At 51.7% G+C, this 17224-nt stretch carries 19 protein-coding genes; 6 read left to right on the top strand and 13 right to left on the bottom strand.

Annotation, left to right across the window (positions count from 1 at the left end):
* Window positions 1-30: 30 nt before the first annotated feature.
* Window positions 31-630 (bottom strand): Spy/CpxP family protein refolding chaperone, encoded by a 600-nt coding sequence (locus Q7T66_RS13845; protein ID WP_304933911.1) that lies wholly within the window; start codon window positions 628-630, stop codon window positions 31-33.
* A 303-nt stretch (window positions 631-933) separates the two neighbouring features.
* Between Q7T66_RS13845 and Q7T66_RS13850 the strand changes: the two genes are divergently transcribed.
* Complete coding sequence (locus Q7T66_RS13850; protein WP_304933912.1) at window positions 934-1737, top strand: type IV pili methyl-accepting chemotaxis transducer N-terminal domain-containing protein; 804 nt, start codon at window positions 934-936, stop codon at window positions 1735-1737.
* Window positions 1738-1827: 90 nt separating this feature from the next.
* Here Q7T66_RS13850 and Q7T66_RS13855 read toward each other — a convergent pair whose 3' ends face one another.
* From Q7T66_RS13855 to gpmA, 4 genes are all read right to left on the bottom strand, one after another.
* Window positions 1828-2580 carry a molybdopterin-synthase adenylyltransferase MoeB gene (locus Q7T66_RS13855; protein ID WP_304933913.1) on the bottom strand — a complete coding sequence of 251 codons (753 nt, stop codon included), beginning with the start codon at window positions 2578-2580 and terminating at the stop codon, window positions 1828-1830.
* A gap of 127 nt (window positions 2581-2707) precedes the next feature.
* Entirely contained in the window at window positions 2708-4183 is a 1476-nt protein-coding gene (locus tag Q7T66_RS13860) for a S41 family peptidase (protein ID WP_304933914.1), read from the bottom strand.
* 2 nt (window positions 4184-4185) lie between these two features.
* Window positions 4186-5568 (bottom strand): murein hydrolase activator EnvC, encoded by a 1383-nt coding sequence (locus Q7T66_RS13865; protein ID WP_304933994.1) that lies wholly within the window; start codon window positions 5566-5568, stop codon window positions 4186-4188.
* 83 nt (window positions 5569-5651) lie between these two features.
* Window positions 5652-6398: a 2,3-diphosphoglycerate-dependent phosphoglycerate mutase gene (gene gpmA / locus Q7T66_RS13870; RefSeq protein WP_304933915.1), complete on the bottom strand. Its 747-nt coding sequence runs from the start codon at window positions 6396-6398 to the stop codon at window positions 5652-5654.
* Window positions 6399-6504: 106 nt separating this feature from the next.
* On the opposite strand from gpmA, the gene Q7T66_RS13875 reads away from it, so the two are divergent.
* The 5 genes from Q7T66_RS13875 to Q7T66_RS13895 all read left to right on the top strand — a co-directional run bounded on the left by Q7T66_RS13875 (window position 6505) and on the right by Q7T66_RS13895 (window position 9462).
* Window positions 6505-6906, top strand: a complete 402-nt coding sequence (locus tag Q7T66_RS13875; RefSeq protein ID WP_304933916.1) for a rhodanese-like domain-containing protein — start codon at window positions 6505-6507, stop codon at window positions 6904-6906.
* 45 nt (window positions 6907-6951) lie between these two features.
* Window positions 6952-7215 carry a glutaredoxin 3 gene (grxC, locus tag Q7T66_RS13880; RefSeq protein ID WP_304933917.1) on the top strand — a complete coding sequence of 88 codons (264 nt, stop codon included), beginning with the start codon at window positions 6952-6954 and terminating at the stop codon, window positions 7213-7215.
* 126 nt (window positions 7216-7341) lie between these two features.
* Window positions 7342-7836 (top strand): protein-export chaperone SecB, encoded by a 495-nt coding sequence (secB, locus tag Q7T66_RS13885; RefSeq protein ID WP_304933918.1) that lies wholly within the window; start codon window positions 7342-7344, stop codon window positions 7834-7836.
* An 83-nt stretch (window positions 7837-7919) separates the two neighbouring features.
* A complete protein-coding gene (locus tag Q7T66_RS13890; RefSeq protein WP_304933919.1) occupies window positions 7920-8369 on the top strand; it encodes an SH3 domain-containing protein in 450 nt (149 codons plus the stop codon).
* A gap of 97 nt (window positions 8370-8466) precedes the next feature.
* Window positions 8467-9462 (top strand): NAD(P)H-dependent glycerol-3-phosphate dehydrogenase, encoded by a 996-nt coding sequence (locus Q7T66_RS13895; RefSeq protein WP_304933920.1) that lies wholly within the window; start codon window positions 8467-8469, stop codon window positions 9460-9462.
* A gap of 66 nt (window positions 9463-9528) precedes the next feature.
* On the opposite strand, the gene Q7T66_RS13900 is transcribed toward Q7T66_RS13895, so the two are convergent.
* The 8 genes from Q7T66_RS13900 to dksA all read right to left on the bottom strand — a co-directional run bounded on the left by Q7T66_RS13900 (window position 9529) and on the right by dksA (window position 17183).
* The gene (locus tag Q7T66_RS13900) at window positions 9529-9861 is read right to left on the bottom strand and encodes a cupin domain-containing protein (protein ID WP_304933921.1); all 333 of its coding nucleotides are present in this window, start codon (window positions 9859-9861) and stop codon (window positions 9529-9531) included.
* Window positions 9862-9999: 138 nt separating this feature from the next.
* A complete protein-coding gene (locus Q7T66_RS13905) occupies window positions 10000-10218 on the bottom strand; it encodes a hypothetical protein (protein WP_370691653.1) in 219 nt (72 codons plus the stop codon).
* Between the two features lie 31 nt (window positions 10219-10249).
* Window positions 10250-11614 carry an ATP-dependent protease ATPase subunit HslU gene (gene hslU / locus Q7T66_RS13910; protein ID WP_304933922.1) on the bottom strand — a complete coding sequence of 455 codons (1365 nt, stop codon included), beginning with the start codon at window positions 11612-11614 and terminating at the stop codon, window positions 10250-10252.
* Between the two features lie 59 nt (window positions 11615-11673).
* The gene (hslV, locus tag Q7T66_RS13915) at window positions 11674-12210 is read right to left on the bottom strand and encodes an ATP-dependent protease subunit HslV (RefSeq protein ID WP_304933923.1); all 537 of its coding nucleotides are present in this window, start codon (window positions 12208-12210) and stop codon (window positions 11674-11676) included.
* 167 nt (window positions 12211-12377) lie between these two features.
* On the bottom strand, window positions 12378-13832 hold the full coding sequence (locus Q7T66_RS13920) for a hypothetical protein (protein ID WP_304933924.1): 1455 nt from the start codon (window positions 13830-13832) through the stop codon (window positions 12378-12380).
* A gap of 171 nt (window positions 13833-14003) precedes the next feature.
* Window positions 14004-16016, bottom strand: a complete 2013-nt coding sequence (locus Q7T66_RS13925) for a TonB-dependent receptor (protein WP_304933925.1) — start codon at window positions 16014-16016, stop codon at window positions 14004-14006.
* Window positions 16017-16121: 105 nt separating this feature from the next.
* Complete coding sequence (locus tag Q7T66_RS13930) at window positions 16122-16508, bottom strand: hypothetical protein (protein WP_304933926.1); 387 nt, start codon at window positions 16506-16508, stop codon at window positions 16122-16124.
* A gap of 222 nt (window positions 16509-16730) precedes the next feature.
* On the bottom strand, window positions 16731-17183 hold the full coding sequence (gene dksA, locus Q7T66_RS18060; protein WP_370691654.1) for an RNA polymerase-binding protein DksA: 453 nt from the start codon (window positions 17181-17183) through the stop codon (window positions 16731-16733).
* Window positions 17184-17224 lie beyond the last annotated feature (41 nt).

The raw sequence follows: 17224 nt of genomic DNA, 5'->3' as shown, positions 1-17224 counted from the left end.
ATGCTGGCGCTGTTCCTACAAGCCCTAGGCTTATGGTTTTGCTGCTGGTGCAGGACCGCCGCGATGATCAGGGCGTGGGCCTTTACCATCAGGACCAAAACGATGGCCGCGTTTGCCAATTTCTTCCGCTGCTTTGACGCGTTGCGCAGGTGTCAGCACTTCGGCGGCATCGGCAAATGCCTGTGACATGCGACGTGAACGCTGATCGTCCAATTGCTGTTGCGTTTGACGGACTTGTTCAAGCGCATTGCGATCGATCGTTGGCTGCGCCAGCAATTTCACGCCTTGTGCACGTGCTTCGCGGCTTTTTTCCTGGATAGGGCGCAGGTCAGTGAAGGCTGCTTTTGCGATCGCGCTCAATTTGGTTTTTTGTTCCGCGGTTGCATCTGGCACCAAACGTTTCAACATGTGCTGAAAGCGTTTTTCTGCTTTTGCCGGATCCATTTTTCCGTGCGGGCCGAAATGGCGTTCTGCTGTTGGCTTTTGCGCAGCAGGGCCTTCTTGTGCGTAGCTGACTCCGACGATGGAAAGAGCGCTGACCAGCGCGGCGCCAGCAGTGATCATCATCAGGCGACGACCGTGTGGCGTACTTTTAACGAAAGATGCTTTACCTGCGATTTGCTTGTTCATTCGAAACTCCTTTGTGGTTCAAGTGGTGCTCGCTGTGTTTTGCGGGCATGGAGTTACTGTAGTGCGGCTCTGTTGCGGCCACGCTAGCGAGCGGTAAAGTTATGTAAAGGGATGTCATCGTCTTTGTTGGTGCAATGGCATGCTGACTCAGCTTGATCACGCACCAATTTGGCGATGATGCGAGAGCCGCATGACTGGCGTTTGCCTAGTGCTGCAGGGCGCGGCTGGCACATCTTTTGCAGTCAGGAATCTATACCGATCCTGTCTCAATTCGACGGTAGCCCAAAATAATAAGGAATAAAAATGAACAGGCGTCACTTTCTTCAAGCCAGTTTGGCTGCCAGCACAAGTTTGCTGGTTTTTCCGGCCGCGTATGCGGATGGGCCTATCACGCACATCAATGACGCCATCAATAAATCCGGCCGTCAACGGATGCTGTCGCAGCGTATGGCAAAAAGTTATTTGCAGATCGGCCAATCCATCGATTTGCCACGTTCGAAAAAAATATTCAGCGCCTCCATCGCTTTGTTTGAGCGTCAACTGTATGAGCTGGAAGCGTTCGCTCCCACGCCGGAAAACAAGGCAACCTTGGCTGACTTGAGAAAAACCTGGGCTGGCTACAAGACCGTGTTGGTGGGCAATGCGCCGAATCGTCAGGATGCGAAAACCATCATGGTGGTCAATGAACAAGTCCTGGCACTGGCACATGCGTCCACGGTCCAGTTGGAAAAAACTTCAGGTTCGGCAGCAGCGCGGCTGGTTAATATTTCGGGACGTCAGCGTATGTTGTCGCAACGTATGGCGAAGTTTTATCAAGCGATCAATTGGGGTGTGGCATCGTCGGATGGGCTGATCAATCTGGCCAAGGCGCGCGACGAATTTTTGCTGGGGATGACGGAGCTATCGACGTCGCCGAAGAATACGCCAGCGATCAACGCAGAAATGACACTGGCACAACAGCAATGGTTTTTCTTCGATCAAGCGTTGAAGAGTAGTGCGGATAGTATGGAAACCAAGGTGCGCTTTGCGACCAATGTGGCTACCACCAGCGAACGCATTCTGGAAACGATGGACAGGATTACCGGGATGTACGAGCAGTTGAGTTAAGCGCGTATGTTGTAGTTTGAGTTGCGGCGAGACCGCAACTCAAAAAGTTTTACTGATGCACTTCTAGCTGACTAATTTCTGAATCTGAATTTAATGAGCATGCCCGCAAACGCTGCAATTGGCATTGCGTGCAAACTTGATGCTGTTCCATTCCATCGTCCGCGCATCCAGCAATAACAGGCGGCCTTTTAACGGCTCTCCGATGCCTGCAATCACCTTCAATGCTTCCGCCGCTTGCATGCTGCCTATGATGCCCACCAGTGGTGCGAATACGCCCATCGTGCCGCAATTCACTTCTTCAAACTGCTGATCTTCCGGGAACAGGCAGGAATAGCACGGCGCGTTTTCATCGCGTTTATCGAACACACTGATTTGACCATCGAACTTGATCGCCGCGCCGGAAACCAGCGGCACGCGATTCGCAACGCAAGCGCGATTGATGGCATGCCGGGTGGCGAAGTTGTCGCTGCAATCCAATACTACTGATGCATTGCGTACGAGTTCATTCAGACGTTCGCCTGAAACACGTTCTTTCAGCGCGACGATTTCTATCGTTGGATTAATTTCAGTCAGCGTGTGCTGTCCCGATAAAACCTTGGCCTGACCAACCCGTTCTGTCGTATGCAAAATCTGCCGTTGCAGATTGGTCAGATCGACTGTGTCGTCATCGACCAGCGTGATGGTGCCGATGCCGGCGGAGGCTAGATAGAACGCTGCAGGCGAACCCAAGCCACCTGCACCTATGATCAACGCATGCGCCGCCAACAATTTCTCCTGGCCTTCGATATCAATTTCATCGAGCAGGATGTGGCGTGAGTAACGCAGTAATTGTTGGTCGTTCATAAGGTGTCCGAGTTGCTTGATGAGTGATGCATGCTGCGTAAATTATTTGCAGAACTGTTGGAAGAAAACACTGTGCTGCAATCAAAAAAAGCCGCATCGCTGCGGCCTTTTTTGCGAATGCTGGCGACTATTTCTTGTCGTCGGTTTTCGGTTCAGTTTTTGAATCTGTTTTTGGTTGGTTGATGCCAGGTTCTTTCTTCACTTCGACTTTTGCTTTCGAAAGAATGACAGGCAAGCCTTTCAAATGATTCAAAGCTTGTGCCAACTGGAAGTCGTCTTTGCTGCCGAATTCCAGTGGTTTGCGTTTTTTCTCCAACGCAGCGATGCGTTGTTCTTCTTCCAGTTCATCAACTGCAGGACGGGCTTCAGCTTCTTTGTCCTTGTCGTTGATCAAATGCTTTTGCAGATCGGCTTCACGCAGACGCAAGCCGTTCAAGCCATCGCCTTCTGCGGTTTCATCCACCATCAGATCCGGCACGATGCCTTTGGCTTGAATCGAGCGGCCACTAGGTGTGTAGTAACGCGCGGTCGTCAATTTGACCGCGGTATCAGCGGAAAGCTGACGTATGGTTTGTACCGAGCCTTTGCCGAAAGTTTGCGTACCCATGATGGTGGCGCGCTTGTAATCCTGCAATGCGCCGGCCACGATTTCAGAGGCAGAAGCTGAACCGGAGTTGACCAAGACCACCATAGGGATTTTCTTGATCGCATCAGGTAATTTTGCGAGTGGATCACCGACTGCGCGCGTTGCATAGAATTCGCGACGTGCGTAGAAGCTGGCTTTCGAATCAGGCAACTGACCATTGGTCGAAGTAACGACTACGTCTTTCGGCAAGAAGGCTGCAGAGACGCCGATCGCGCCCGGCAATACGCCGCCCGGATCGTTACGCAAGTCGAGTACCAGACCTTTCAAGTTAGGATCTTGTGCGTAGAGCGCAGCGATTTTTTTCGCCATGTCATCGACTGTCGGTTCCTGGAATTGCGCAACGCGCAGCCATGCATAACCAGGTTCAACGATTTTGGATTTCACGCTTTGTACGCGAATTTCCTGACGTGTAATGGTGGTGATGATTGGTTTGTCTTCGTCTTTGCGGGCAATCGTCAGCGTGATTTTGGTATTCGGTTCACCGCGCATTTTTTTGACTGCTTCGTCCAGCGTCAAACCTTTGACCGGAGTCGAATCCAGGCGCGTGATCAAATCGCCAGCCTTGATGCCCGCACGATATGCAGGCGAATCTTCGATAGGCGAAATGACTTTGACGTAACCATCTTCCATGCCGACTTCGATACCGAGTCCGACAAACTTGCCTTGCGTACCTTCACGCAATTCCTTGAATGCTTTTTTATCAAGATAGGCTGAATGTGGGTCCAGTGACGAGACCATGCCGGAGATTGCTTCGGTCAACAATTTTTTATCATCGACCGGTTCGACGTAATCCGATTTGATGAGTCCGAATACATCGGCTAGTTGGCGCAATTCCTCGATAGGCAAAGGATTACCGGCACTTTTCTGTGCCATGGCATCCAGCTGCGTGCCCATACCGATCGCGCCGGCAACCATGCCTAAACCGATCAATCCGATATTCTTGAGTTTCGTTCCCATGTTCACCTAATAGTTACCCAACTGAGTGGGTCAAACGCACGACCTTGGTGTCGCATTTCAAAGTATAAACCTGATTGTTCATTGCCGCCGCTATTACCTGTGCTGGCAATCACTTCGCCGGTTTTAACCGCATCGCCAGCATGTTTCAACACCGACTGATTATTGCCGTAAATCGTCATGTACTGGCTGCCATGATCAACAATGATCAAATTGCCAAAACCGCGCAGCCATTCGGCAAATACCACGCGGCCGGGCGCGACCGCTTTGACTTCGGTGCCTTCATCGGCGCGAATAAACAAACCTTTCCAGGTCGGGCCTTCGCCGCGCTTATTGCCAAATTTGGCAGTGACGTCGCCGCGTATAGGCAGGCGTAATTTGCCGCGCAGTGCTGCGAAGGCTCCATCTTGGACGCTGGCGTCGGGCGTCAGGTCATTGCGGGCCAAGGCTTGTGATGGTTTTTCGCGTACTGGCGGCTCGTCGTCTTCAATCGCATTCGGATTGGTAATTTTGCCACTGGATGTTTTGTCGTTTTGTTCACTACGTTTTTTTGCCAGCGCTAAACGTCTTTCGCGTTCTTCGCGTTCGCGTGCGGCGCGTTCCTGCTTGCGCTTTTCTGCTGCGGCAGCTTCGGCTTTACGTTGTTCTTGAATTAACACGGCGAGTTTGTCGACCAGACTGGCCAAGCGTTTTTCATCGCGTTCGATGTTGCCGACTTCCTTGCGTTGTGCCGTGAGTTTGTTGGACAACTGTGAGAGTAAAGTCGCGCGTTGGGCTTTTTCTTTTTGCAGAATCGCGTGCTGTTCGCGCGCTTCGCCAGCAATTTCGTCTAGTTCTTCCTTGGCGTTTTGCACGCTGGCCTGGTTGTCTGCAATCGCTTGCAGATTGGTGCGCAATGATTCGATCAACGTTGCTTGCGCGCGCGAGACGTAGCCCATGTATTGCAGTTCGCGGTTGATGCGGTTCGGATTGTCGCCAGACAGCAGCAGCTTGATGCGATCTTCATTGCCGGCGATGTATTGTTCGCGCAGCAGTTTGGCGAGCTGGCTCTGCTGGGCGTCGACGATTTTTTGCAGCGCGGCTTGCTGACTGGATAAATCCTTCAGCTTGGCTTGGGTTTTTTGCTGTTCTTCAGCCAGGTCGCGCAAATTGCGTTGTGCATCCGATATCGCTTCTTCGGATTTGGCCAAAGCATCGGCTGCAGAACTCTTGGCGGTTTCTGTCTTGTCTATGCTGCGTTTGAGTGTCGTCAGCTTTTGACGCAAATCTGCGCGCTCACTCTCGGCCACGATTTTTTGCTTGCTGCGATCTGTGGCTTTTTGTGCTCTGGCGTTGGTAACTATGCTGGCACAGAGTGCCAATACGACGCACGACGTGATGAAACGCATACCCGGAAAGCCTTGAAGTTGGTCACCGACGGGTATGCGCGTGTTGCGAGTGAAGGACGAAAGAAGCGAAATTGGCACGGAATTTATGGGGTTGGTCCGTGGCTGGCGGCTGCTTTGACGGCTGCTTCCAGCGATGCCTGATCGCCGAGATAGTAGTGGCGTATCGGTTTCAAGTTGTCATCCAGCTCATAGACGATAGGGCGGCCATTTGGAATGCTGAGCGAAACGATGTCTTGATCGCTGATGCCGTCCAGAATCTTGATCAGCGCGCGCAGGCTGTTGCCGTGCGCCGAGATGATGATTTGTTTGCCGGCACGGATTGATGGAACGATGGTGTCATTCCAATATGGTTCTACGCGCAGCAATGTATCTTTCAGACATTCGCCCAGCGGAATTTCTTCACGCTTCAGATTGGCATAGCGCGGATCGTTGTACATCGTGCGCGGATCGTCTTCTGCCAGTGGTTTTGGCGGAATGTCGTAGCTGCGACGCCATTGCAGAACCTGGTCAGCGCCGTATTCTTTTGCCGTTTCCGCTTTGTTCATGCCTTGTAACGCGCCGTAATGGCGTTCGTTCAGGTGCCAGTCGCAGACGACCGGTATCCACATCAGATCCATCTCGTCGAGCGTGATCCACATCGTGCGTATCGCGCGTTTCAAGACTGAGGAATACGCCAGATCGAAGGTAAATCCGGCTTCGCGCAGCAGTTGACCGGCGTGCTTTGCTTCAGCACAACCTTTTTCCGTCAAATCGACATCGGCCCAGCCGGTAAAGCGGTTATCGAGGTTCCATGTGGACTCGCCGTGGCGCATCAATACGATTTTGTACATGGTTCTAATAGGTAAGTAATGGTTTTTTGATGCAAAATGCCGAATCCGAATTGTATTCGGTCTTCTATTTTATAATGCGAACATTCTTTCTACTCATTGGAACAACGTGAAATTCATCATTGATAACATTATTCTGATTGTCCTCGTCTTGGTATCCGGCGGCGCATTGGTCGCACATACACTGCAACGCATGGGTGCAAAACTTACGCCATTACAGGCAACCCAGATCATTAATCAGGGAAAAACCCTGATTCTCGACGTCAGAACTGCAGATGAATTTGCTGCCGGACATATCCGTGACGCGAAAAACATTCCATTAAAAGAATTGAAAACACGCATCGATGAATTGGAAAAATTCAAGGCGCGTCCAGTGGTTGTTGTCTGCGCCAAGGGATTGAAATCGGCACAAGCGACCGCACAACTGAAGAAAGCGGGCTACACCGAAGCCGCTAGTTTACTAGGTGGCTTGGATGCATGGCAATCGCAAGGTTTGCCTGTTACCAAGTAAGACTCGGTAAGCATCAAGTAATTCAAAGTTAAAGAAGGAAAAATTATGACTGCGCATGTGACGATGTATAGCACTGGCGTTTGCCCTTATTGCACGATGGCAGAACGTTTGTTGGCTGCCAAAGGCATAGACAATATTGAAAAGATTCGCGTCGATCTCGATCCTGCGCAACGTATTGCAATGATGGAGAAAACCGGTCGTCGTACCGTGCCGCAGATTTATGTTGGCGATACGCATGTCGGTGGCTTCGACGACTTGAACGCGCTGGAACGTGCGGGCAAGCTGGATGCTTTGTTGCAAGCTGCCTGACGAGTTTGGCTCACTTAGAGTTGACGATGCGGTAACCTGTACCAAATGAAATCAAGTAAATGAAATAAGCGGTAACTGTTAGGAGGGCTGATCGCCCTCCATTTTTAATCTGACTGAAAGTGCTTCATGGCTGACGAAAATCTGCAACCTGTATTCCAGATCCAACGTGTTTACCTGAAAGATCTGTCGCTGGAACAACCTAATTCGCCAGCAATTTTCCTCGAACAAGAATCGCCAGAAATCGAAGTAGCGGTTGATGTCGGCGCAGAACAAATCGCTGATGGCATTTTTGAATCGACTGTCACGATTACTGTCACTGCAAAAATCAAAGACAAGATCGCATTTTTGGTCGAAGGCAAGCAAGCCGGTATTTTCGAAGCGCGCAACATCCCTGATGAACAACTCGATCCATTGATCGGCATCGGTTGCCCAAGCACGATTTATCCGTATTTGCGCGCGAATATTGCTGATGCGATTACCCGCGCCGGCTTCCCTCCTGTGCACCTGACCGAAATCAATTTCGAAGTGTTCTACCAACAACGTCTGGCAGCTTTGGCGCAGCAACAAGCTGATAGCAGCTCAGGCATCGTGATGGCTGACGGTTCCGTCGCAAAGCATTAATTCAAGCGTACAGTGCGCACCCGTTCGATCGTGGATCAATCGGGTGCGCTGCACTTTCCGAATAATGACTTGAAGGTAAGCGCATGAAATGGTCTTTCCCCGCTTATGCCGCACTGCTGATGTCAACGCTGGCAACCGGTGTGACGCATGCCGCCGATTTCAAAGCTGTGGGTGCAAATCCTGCGATCATGTACAACGCGCCGTCTGAGCGTGGCCGCAAAATATTCATCGCGCCGCGCGGCATGCCGGTCGAAATTATTTTGACGCAAAACGGCTGGAGCAAAGTGCGTGATGTCGCCGGCGATTTATCTTGGGTTGATGCGTCAGCACTGACGTCAAAACGCAATGTGATTGTCACGTCCGCGAATCTCAAACTGCATGCCACGGCTGAAGAAAATTCCGCTGTTGTTGCTACCGTTGATAAGAACGTATTACTGGAATTAGTTACGCCCCCAGCATCCGGGTGGGTCAAACTGAAACACAAAGACGGACCCATCGGTTTTGCAAGAACCAATGAAGTGTGGGGCGAGTAATTCGTTTCCCATGATTGCGCGGAGGATCAGCGTTTGATCAAAGCTTTGCCATCATTTGCAGTCTTCGATATTTAATCTTCTTAAGCAAACTCACTGCATGAACATCACAATACTAGGCGCGGGCGCATGGGGTACGGCTTTGGCGATGTCGCTGGCTGAACGGCATGCGGTTGTATTGTGGGGCCGCGATTCCGCAGTGATGCAGCAGGCACAACAGAGTCGAGAAAATTCTGCGTATCTGCCGGGTTTTCGTTTACCCGACACCTTGTCTGTAAGCGCTGATTTTTCGTCCGCCATCGCGCATGCAGGTACAGATGGTTTGCTCATCGTTGCCAGTTCTTTGTCTGGTCTGCGTCCTTTGGCTGAACAGCTGAAGTCACATGCGATCCCGAATATTGTTTGGCTATGCAAAGGCTTTGAAGCCGACACGCATTTACTGCCGCATCAGATCGTGCGTGAAGTGCTGGGCAAGGATATTCCTGCGGGCGCATTGTCTGGCCCTTCGTTTGCACAAGAAGTCGCGCAAGGCTTGCCATGCGCCTTGGCGATTGCATCCGATAGCGCCGCCTTGCGGGAGCTGGTTGTCGCTGCGGTGCACGGGCCTAGCATCCGCGTTTACACAACCGATGATTTGATCGGCGTGGAAGTTGGTGGCGCGGTCAAAAATATTCTGGCAATTGCCACCGGCGTTATTGATGGACTTAAGCTCGGCTTGAATGCGCGCGCAGCGTTAATTACGCGCGGCCTGGTAGAGATCACGCGCTTTGGTGTGGCTTTGGGCGGACGTGCCGAAACCTTCATGGGTTTGGCCGGCATGGGTGATTTGATTTTGACTTGTACTGGCGATTTATCGCGTAACCGTAAGGTTGGCTTGGGTTTGGCGCAAGGGAAAAAACTGGAGCAGATCGTGACCGAGTTGGGTCACGTTGCCGAAGGCGTACGTTGTGCGCAAGCCGTGCGCGAATTGGCGATTAAGCACGGCATAGACATGCCGATTACCAATGCAGTCGCGGCAGTTCTTTTCGATGGTGATTCACCGCTGGAAATGGTCGGACGCATACTTGCACGCGATGCGCGGGATGAAGCAGCTTAAGCCAAGCTCTTCCTGCCCCAAACCTGGTTATCAATCCAGCCGCATAAACGCCGCACTACCGCCACATCAATGTGGTTGCAGCAATAGCGTCAACAAAACCGACGAATCTTCCAACGCATGCAATGCATGCGGTTCACCACCTGCCAGATAAACCAGTTCGCCGGCTTTCACTGTTTGCGTCTGCTGATGCGCGTGCAATTCAATCGCGCCTTCCAGGCACTGAATGGTGACTGCGCCGGGCACAGAGTGCTCAGGCATGCCTTTGCCGCGCGGTAGCACGAGGCGCATCAATTCCAGTTGTGGCGTTTTAAAAAGGGCATTCGAAACGGATGTTGTAATCCGCGAGCCTAGTGGACGTATGTCGATCAACTGGCCGGATGTTGCATGCGGTAGAGCCATTATCTTCTCCTCAATGTGGTTCGAGTGCGATCAGGCAAATGTGCTTCGCCTTGGCGATTTCCCCCTTTGTTATAACAAACAAACCGGGCTGAATCAATCTCTCGCTAAATGAGCTCTGGAAGCAAGTAGCAGCGCGACTTACTCTTCGTCCGGCTTGGTGAGTTTTTTCTGCAACTGCAATTTTTGGATTTGTCTCTGTGCCGAGACGGACTTTTGATGTGAGCCACCGATGCGCGTTTTTGCCGCCAACGCAACGTGGTTGCGCGGTTTCAGTGCCTGTTGTGAAGGCTCTATGCGTATCGTGAGTTTTTGACGTTTGGCGAGTGCTTTATTGGCCATGATGTGAATGACGCGCATGCTGCGATGCGCGTCTTTTCTCCATGATTAATTACAGCACATAGCGCGACAGATCTTCGTCGACAGACAATGCCCCCAGTCTTTCATCAACATACGCCGCACTGATAGTCATGGTTTGATCCGGGCTGTCGCTGGCGGAAAACGAAATTTCTTCCAGCAGTTTTTCCATCACTGTATATAGACGACGCGCACCTATGTTTTCGGTTTTTTCATTGACCGAATACGCAATTTCCGCCATTCGTTGTATGCCATCTTGTGCAAACTCGATTTTGATTCCTTCGGTTGCGAGCAAGGCTTCATATTGCTTGGTCAAGCAGGCATCGGTGCCAGTCAGAATACGTTCGAAATCGGCGATAGACAAGGATTCCAGTTCGACGCGAATCGGGAAACGACCTTGCAATTCCGGGATCAGATCCGATGGTTTGGCCAGATGAAATGCGCCCGATGCAATAAACAGAATGTGATCGGTTTTGATAATGCCATACTTGGTGTTGACGGTGGTACCTTCGACCAATGGCAGCAAATCGCGCTGTACACCGGCGCGGGATACTTCGCCGCCGCCGGTTTCCGAACGTGTTGCAATCTTGTCGATTTCGTCCAGAAAGACAATGCCGTTTTGTTCAACATTGTTGATCGCTTTTTGCTTCAGCTCATCTTCGTTAACCAGCTTGCCGGCTTCTTCTTCGACCAAGAGTTTGAGTGCTTCCTTGATTTTGATCTTGCGTGCTTTCTTGCGATTGCCGCCTACGCCGGAAAACATCGATTTGATTTGCTCTGTCATTTCTTCCATGCCGGGCGGCGCCATGATTTCCATGGACGGCCCTGCTTCGGACAGTTCAATTTCGATCTCAGTATCGTCCAGTGAACCTTCACGCAAACGCTTGCGGAATGTTTGACGCGTGGTGTTGTCTGGCGTGCTGCTCGCACCCGTTGATCCTGCGGCGGCATTGGCATTGGTCGATGAGGTGAAGCCAAAATCACGTGCTGGCGGTACAAGAATATCGATGATGCGATCTTCGGCGGCATCTTCTGCGCGAGCGCGGACTTTGCGTGTTTCCAGTTCGCGCGTCTGCTTGATGCCGATGTCGATCAAGTCGCGAATGATGGTTTCGACGTCGCGACCAACGTAGCCGACTTCGGTAAATTTGGTCGCTTCAATCTTGATGAACGGCGCGTCTGCCAATTTGGCGAGACGACGAGCGATTTCAGTTTTACCGACGCCGGTCGGTCCTATCATCAGAATATTTTTTGGCGTAATTTCGTGACGCAGCGGCTCTTGCACTTGCTGACGGCGCCAGCGATTACGCAATGCAATCGCGACGGCGCGTTTGGCATTGGCTTGGCCAACCACGTGTTTATCCAGTTCGGAAACGATTTCTTTGGGTGTCATGTTCATGATGTCTTTCGCCTAAATGCAGGCGCTTTCCTGTATTGATCTCGCAATTAATCGGGAGCTTAGTCCAGCGTTTCTATCGTGTGCGAGAGATTGGTATAGATGCACAGTTCGCCCGCAATCGTCAGTGATTTCTTGACGATATCGAGCGGCGACATATCTGTGTTTTCTTGCAGGGCCTTGGCCGCCGATTGAGCAAAAGTACCACCAGAACCGATCGCGCCTATGCCGTCTGTAGGTTCCAGCACATCGCCATTGCCAGTGATGACTAATGTGGTTTCGTGATCTGCGACCAGCAGCATGGCTTCAAGGCGGCGCAACATGCGATCGGTGCGCCAGTCTTTGGCTAGTTCGACTGATGCGCGCATCAAATGGCCTTGATGTTTTTCCAGCTTGGATTCAAAACGTTCCAGCAAGGTGAATGCATCTGCGGTGCCGCCGGCGAAGCCGACCAATACCTTGCCGTTATAAACCTTGCGCACTTTGCGCGCAGTGCCCTTCATGACGATATTGCCTAATGTGACCTGGCCATCGCCGCCTAGTGCGACGATGTTGCCGCGTCGCACCGAGAGTATGGTGGTGCCGTGAAATTGTTCCATGCTTGCCTCTGAAATGAAGTGGCTGACTCAATGCAAAATGCTGCTGCAAAACGGATGACGTTGGATAAAACTTGCGCGCTTGATGTGTGAGGCATCAAGAGGCATTCTAGAAAAAATGGGGGCGGACGATTCGATTGCAAGTCGAAATTTCGTCCTTGATTGCAGAGTTAGTTTTTGCGCGGGACGATACGTACAAGTTCGGCAACACCCATGACGTGACAAAGCGCGACAATAAAATGATTCGCATTATGCAATTCGATACTTTTGCCAGCGCTGATGAGCGGTGTCAAACCGCCAAACAAGCGTCCCGCCGCATTGAAATCCATACGCGTCAGGCGTGTGCAATCGAGGATCAAGGGATTGTGCGTGTGGGCATACGCAGTGATGCTTTGGACGAGAGTATCGGTGCGGGCATCGATCACTACCGGCATGGCGAAATGGTCGCCTGCCGCTTCATCAGAATTGACGCTTTCTTCCGCAGCGGTGACGACCTTGTTTTGCGGCGATACGAAGGAGGGCGGCGATACTTCGAAGGTGACGCAGTAATCGATACTGGTTTCTTCAAAATCGGATTCGCGATTCAACAAGCGCAACAGCTCCAGCAGCAAAAGCCACGGTGCTTCGGTTTCATCACGGCGACCAACCATCAGGATCGCACGAATTTTTTCTGCCAGTTCGGGCGCGCCAACCAGTATCAGGTTGTGGCCGGATTTTTGCAGTTTTTGCAATACGCTGAATAACAGGCCGCAACCGACAGGATCGACTTCGGTAACGCGCGCGAACTCAAGCTTGATGATATTGCTCATCTCAGCCATGTTTTTGATGCGTTCCAGTTGCTTGATGCTGGTCGCATCGAGCTTGCCGGAAAATGCCACGCTAGGCGTGGTGCCGGGACGTGGTGCGGCTTCTTGCGCTTTTGGCTCGACGTTATTGCTGTCTATCCATGCCGGTGGCGACATCTCGAATTTGTTGGCGTATTCGATGGACAGGTTTTCAAACGACATGCGCTGACCGGTAATTTGATACAGATCGAACAACATGCCCCACACAGTTAATGGTGTGTTGCCTAGCGCATCTTCGGCTATTGCATTCAATAGAATAGGTTCGACCAGATCGGTCTGACCATTGGCAAACAGAATCGCTGCTTCTTCAATGACAGGTGCGGCTTCCGAAGCCGAGATCGCGACCGGCCCGATGACTGTTTCTGCACCTAGCAGGAAGGCGGTGCTGGCGCCCATGATGTCAGGCAGCATGGACGGCTGATCGAGCGCTGCGGCATCCGTGTTTTTTGCTTTTGCTTGAGCGCGCACTTCAGGCAGGCGCTGCTCGGTATTCATGAATTGGCTGGATGGGCCAGGCATCGTATTGCCGCTGAAGGGCAGCGGTTTGACGAACTCGGATGACATTTCAGATTCAATGGCATCGATCTTCATGGCGGTCGCGTGGGCTGCTTTACGCTGCACTTGTTGCGTTTGTTCGTTTTCGGTTTTTGCGGCGCGAGCGGCATTATCGTCGCGTTTTTTTTGCGAAATCTCTTGCTCAGTCGGCTTGCGCGCCGATTGGCCGTCCTTCTTTCCAAATAGCGAAAAAATCCCCACGTCTATCCTGGTGAACAACGGCATGCACTTGCCAAATATTTAACAGTGCGCCAAGTTTATAAATGCCCTGATCGGATCTACGCCCGAAAAAGACCAGACAAAATTCTCGCCTAAAGGTAACACAGGCCGACAGCACAAAGCGACCCGCAGTGCTCCTGCAGGTCACTAGTGTAGCCAAAAAACGAAGAACTATCTTTAAAAACTTGTACGAACGCCAACGATCAGGTTTCTACCCGGTAGTGGAGCTTCTTCGCGTAACACCGACGTTGCCAGGCGTATGTCGTCGTTCAACAGATTTTTGACGATGGCGAACCAGGTTACGTCGTTGGAATTGATGCGTTGTGTGTACGACAAATTGGCGTCGACCTGTGTGTAGGACGGTGTGACAAAGTTTTCAAAGCTGGCCAGTTTGTCCTGCTCTTGCGCATGCAATACCTTGACGCCCGAGCGCCAGCCGCCTTGACGGTATCCAACTTCGCCGCCAAAACGCGTCGCTGGTTGCAAAGGCAGGTTGTCTAGGCCAGTCAGTTTGCCGCGCGATGTGTCGGCAAAACCACGCAGTGACCAACCTTCGCCGCGCAGGTTGTAACTGATCTCTGCTTCGGCACCGCGTATCGTCGCGCTGTTTTGCGACCAGAAACGCTCGGTGAATTCGCCTGTTGGATCTACCACGCCAGCTTCATCAACTGTGGTGCCATCAGTGCGGCCGTAGATATAATTTTTTACGCGATTCTGGAACAGGTTGGCTTTCCAGCGGATCAAGCCTTCAGTCTTTTGCAGGCTGATTTCAAAATTGCGTGAAGTTTCCTTGTTCAGGTTGTTGTCACCGATATCGTAGGTCGCGGTCGACTCATGCGGACCGTTGGAATACAACTCTTCGATTGCAGGTGCACGTTGCGCGACAGACGCAGTAGCGCCCAAGCCATAACCCGGCGTGAAGGTCCACAAACCTCCCAGCGAATACGAGCCGAGATTAAAGTCGCGTTGCGTCAATCCCGATACCGCATCCGGCTTGCGTTTGACGGATTCTATCCGTGCGCCCGCGCTGGCGCGGAACGGGCCGAAGTCACGTTCTTCCACCAAGAAACCCGCGATGGAATTGGTTTTGGTCAGAGGTACTGTTTCCGGTCCGCTGCCATCTGCGGCGAGTGCCGAGAACTCTGAGTTTTCAGTTTGCAGACCGAAGGTGCCGCGCCAACCGGCCATCGGTTTATGCGTCAATTCGATGCGGCTTTCCAGCGCATTGTTTTTGAAATCGGTAGCCGGTGTGCCGTCTTCCAGATTTTCTGTGTGCTTGTAATCTGTATGACCCAGTTTGAAGCGCAGGGATTCAAAGTTGCCGAATGGCTCCTTGATCAAGCCATCGATGTCGAAGCGAGTTTGCTTCAGCGTGATGAAGGATCTTTCTTCAGTTGGAATGCCGTAGCGATCGTCATTAACGCCGACCGAAGCACCGATGTGACCCCAGCTTTGGATGTAGGAAGCACCGAATCCAAGACTATTGGTACGTGCAAACGAGTTCGGCAAACGGCCTGAGCCCAAGCTCGGATCGCTGAGGCTGACATCGCCAGGAATTTTATAATCGTCGGCATCCCGCAGATTGCCATCGACGTGCAAGCCGATATCACCGGCTGCGCCATCAACCGACAAGGACATATTCTTAGTGCGATCTACTGTGCCGTAACGGACTTCGGCGTCGCCGGTTGGTTTGGCATTCAAGACGGTTGGAATGCGGTCATTGATGATGTTGACCACGCCGCCAATCGCACCTGAGCCGTATAGCAATGCGGCAGGGCCGCGCAGGATTTCAATCTGGCGCGCGGTTGATGCTTCGCCGCCGACCGCATGATCGTTAGAAAGACTGGATGCATCCAGGATCGACATGCCATTTTGCAGAATTTTGACGCGTGGGCCTTCCATGCCGCGAATAATAGGGCGCGACGCGCCTGCGCCAAATGCGGAGGCAGAGACGCCGAGTTCTTGTGACAAGGTGTCGCCGAGTGAGTTACCAAGTTTTTCGCGCAGCTCATCACCGTATAGAACTTTGGCTTGAGTTAGCACTTGCGCGCCTTCATCGCTGTTGAATGGAGTAGAGGTGACGACGACAGCAGGCAGGGTTTGTTCTTGCGTTTGCGCAAAAGCAGAGTGTGACAATGTAGCGAGCGCAGACAGAACGGCGCTGGCCAACAGGGTGCGTTGGGCGATCATGATACTTCCTTGAAAAATCGAATAGAAATCGATATGAATCGATTAAAAGCAGCCGCACTGAATCGCGATGCGATCAGGCAGGTGCTACAAGCAGGAAAAAATCAGTTACGCGTTTGGCGGTGCGCGGGAAGAGAAATGACAGAGGAAGGGCGCGTCCCATGAAGCATGGGCAGCCCACAGCGCCAGAACTTGCACGCTGGTTTGTAGTAGAGGAATAAATGGAAGTGCAGGTGCGCTATCGGCCAGCGCCATGCCGTCAAACAAGGTACAGGAATGCGACTTGTCACCTGCGTATTCAGTGCTTGAATCCGACGTTGAGTCGGACGATGTTTGAACGGCGGTTTGCAAGGCGTGGTGATTATCTACTCTGTCCGCATGTGCTATACGATGCTGCAATCCCATCCATTGCGCGAACAATACAGCGATCACCAACAATGCAGCGAAGCAGAGTCGTGTGGCTGTTGGCGTGCGGGAGGAAAAAGCAGGTTTCAAAAAATCACTCGTTTATTTACGGGACGTTTGCATCAGACTAAATACGCTGAAGAGTAGAGCATAGCTTTGCACCGAGTCGAGGGCGGGCAAAGATTAATGCCTCACCGTCTATGCAGTGAATCGTATATTGCAACACAATTGCATTCTACAAAAAAACAAAGCGCGCGGATAGAGGGCCGCGCGCTTTGTTTGTAAATGAATCGCGATTAATTCCAGCTGGAATTAGTCACCATACAATTTTTGTTTCAATTCGCGACGTTGCTGTGCTTCCAGCGACAAAGTTGCTGTAGGACGTGCGAGCAAACGTGGGACGCCGATAGGCTCGCCAGTTTCTTCGCACCAGCCATAGTCGCCGCTGTCGATACTGGCGATCGATTGCTGTACTTTTTTCAGCAGCTTGCGTTCGCGGTCACGCGTACGCAATTCCAAAGCGTGTTCTTCTTCAATCGTTGCGCGATCAGCTGGATCCGGAACGAGTACGGTTTCACGCAAATGTTCAGTGGTTTCGTCAGCGTTTTTCAGTAAATCTTTTTCAAGTTGCTGGAGGCGATTTTTGAAGAATGCGAGTTGTGCAGCATTCATGTAATCCTTTTCGCCCATCTTCATGATTTGCGCTTCGGATAACAAGGTGCCGTCATTATCGGCGGTAGGGGTTGCTTTTGATTTAGTTGCCACTTCGCGTACTTTCGAAACTACAGGTTGTTCAATTTTATCTA

It is taken from the genome of Herminiimonas sp., from assembly GCF_030655415.1.
The sequence above is the reverse complement of the archived record's forward strand: the minus strand, read 5'-3'. Positions and strand labels throughout refer to the sequence as shown.

What these genes read in the sequence shown, in the direction of transcription:
- Q7T66_RS13845 (WP_304933911.1), bottom strand. Translation starts at nt 630, where the DNA reads ATGAACAAGCAAATCGCAGGTAAAGCATCTTTCGTTAAAAGTACGCCA.
- Q7T66_RS13850 (WP_304933912.1), top strand. Translation starts at nt 934, where the DNA reads ATGAACAGGCGTCACTTTCTTCAAGCCAGTTTGGCTGCCAGCACAAGT.
- Q7T66_RS13855 (WP_304933913.1), bottom strand. Translation starts at nt 2,580, where the DNA reads ATGAACGACCAACAATTACTGCGTTACTCACGCCACATCCTGCTCGAT.
- Q7T66_RS13860 (WP_304933914.1), bottom strand. Translation starts at nt 4,183, where the DNA reads ATGGGAACGAAACTCAAGAATATCGGATTGATCGGTTTAGGCATGGTT.
- Q7T66_RS13865 (WP_304933994.1), bottom strand. Translation starts at nt 5,568, where the DNA reads ATGCGTTTCATCACGTCGTGCGTCGTATTGGCACTCTGTGCCAGCATA.
- gpmA (WP_304933915.1), bottom strand. Translation starts at nt 6,398, where the DNA reads ATGTACAAAATCGTATTGATGCGCCACGGCGAGTCCACATGGAACCTC.
- grxC (WP_304933917.1), top strand. Translation starts at nt 6,952, where the DNA reads ATGACTGCGCATGTGACGATGTATAGCACTGGCGTTTGCCCTTATTGC.
- secB (WP_304933918.1), top strand. Translation starts at nt 7,342, where the DNA reads ATGGCTGACGAAAATCTGCAACCTGTATTCCAGATCCAACGTGTTTAC.
- Q7T66_RS13890 (WP_304933919.1), top strand. Translation starts at nt 7,920, where the DNA reads ATGAAATGGTCTTTCCCCGCTTATGCCGCACTGCTGATGTCAACGCTG.
- Q7T66_RS13895 (WP_304933920.1), top strand. Translation starts at nt 8,467, where the DNA reads ATGAACATCACAATACTAGGCGCGGGCGCATGGGGTACGGCTTTGGCG.
- Q7T66_RS13900 (WP_304933921.1), bottom strand. Translation starts at nt 9,861, where the DNA reads ATGGCTCTACCGCATGCAACATCCGGCCAGTTGATCGACATACGTCCA.
- Q7T66_RS13905 (WP_370691653.1), bottom strand. Translation starts at nt 10,218, where the DNA reads ATGCGCGTCATTCACATCATGGCCAATAAAGCACTCGCCAAACGTCAA.
- hslU (WP_304933922.1), bottom strand. Translation starts at nt 11,614, where the DNA reads ATGAACATGACACCCAAAGAAATCGTTTCCGAACTGGATAAACACGTG.
- hslV (WP_304933923.1), bottom strand. Translation starts at nt 12,210, where the DNA reads ATGGAACAATTTCACGGCACCACCATACTCTCGGTGCGACGCGGCAAC.
- Q7T66_RS13920 (WP_304933924.1), bottom strand. Translation starts at nt 13,832, where the DNA reads ATGCCGTTGTTCACCAGGATAGACGTGGGGATTTTTTCGCTATTTGGA.
- Q7T66_RS13925 (WP_304933925.1), bottom strand. Translation starts at nt 16,016, where the DNA reads ATGATCGCCCAACGCACCCTGTTGGCCAGCGCCGTTCTGTCTGCGCTC.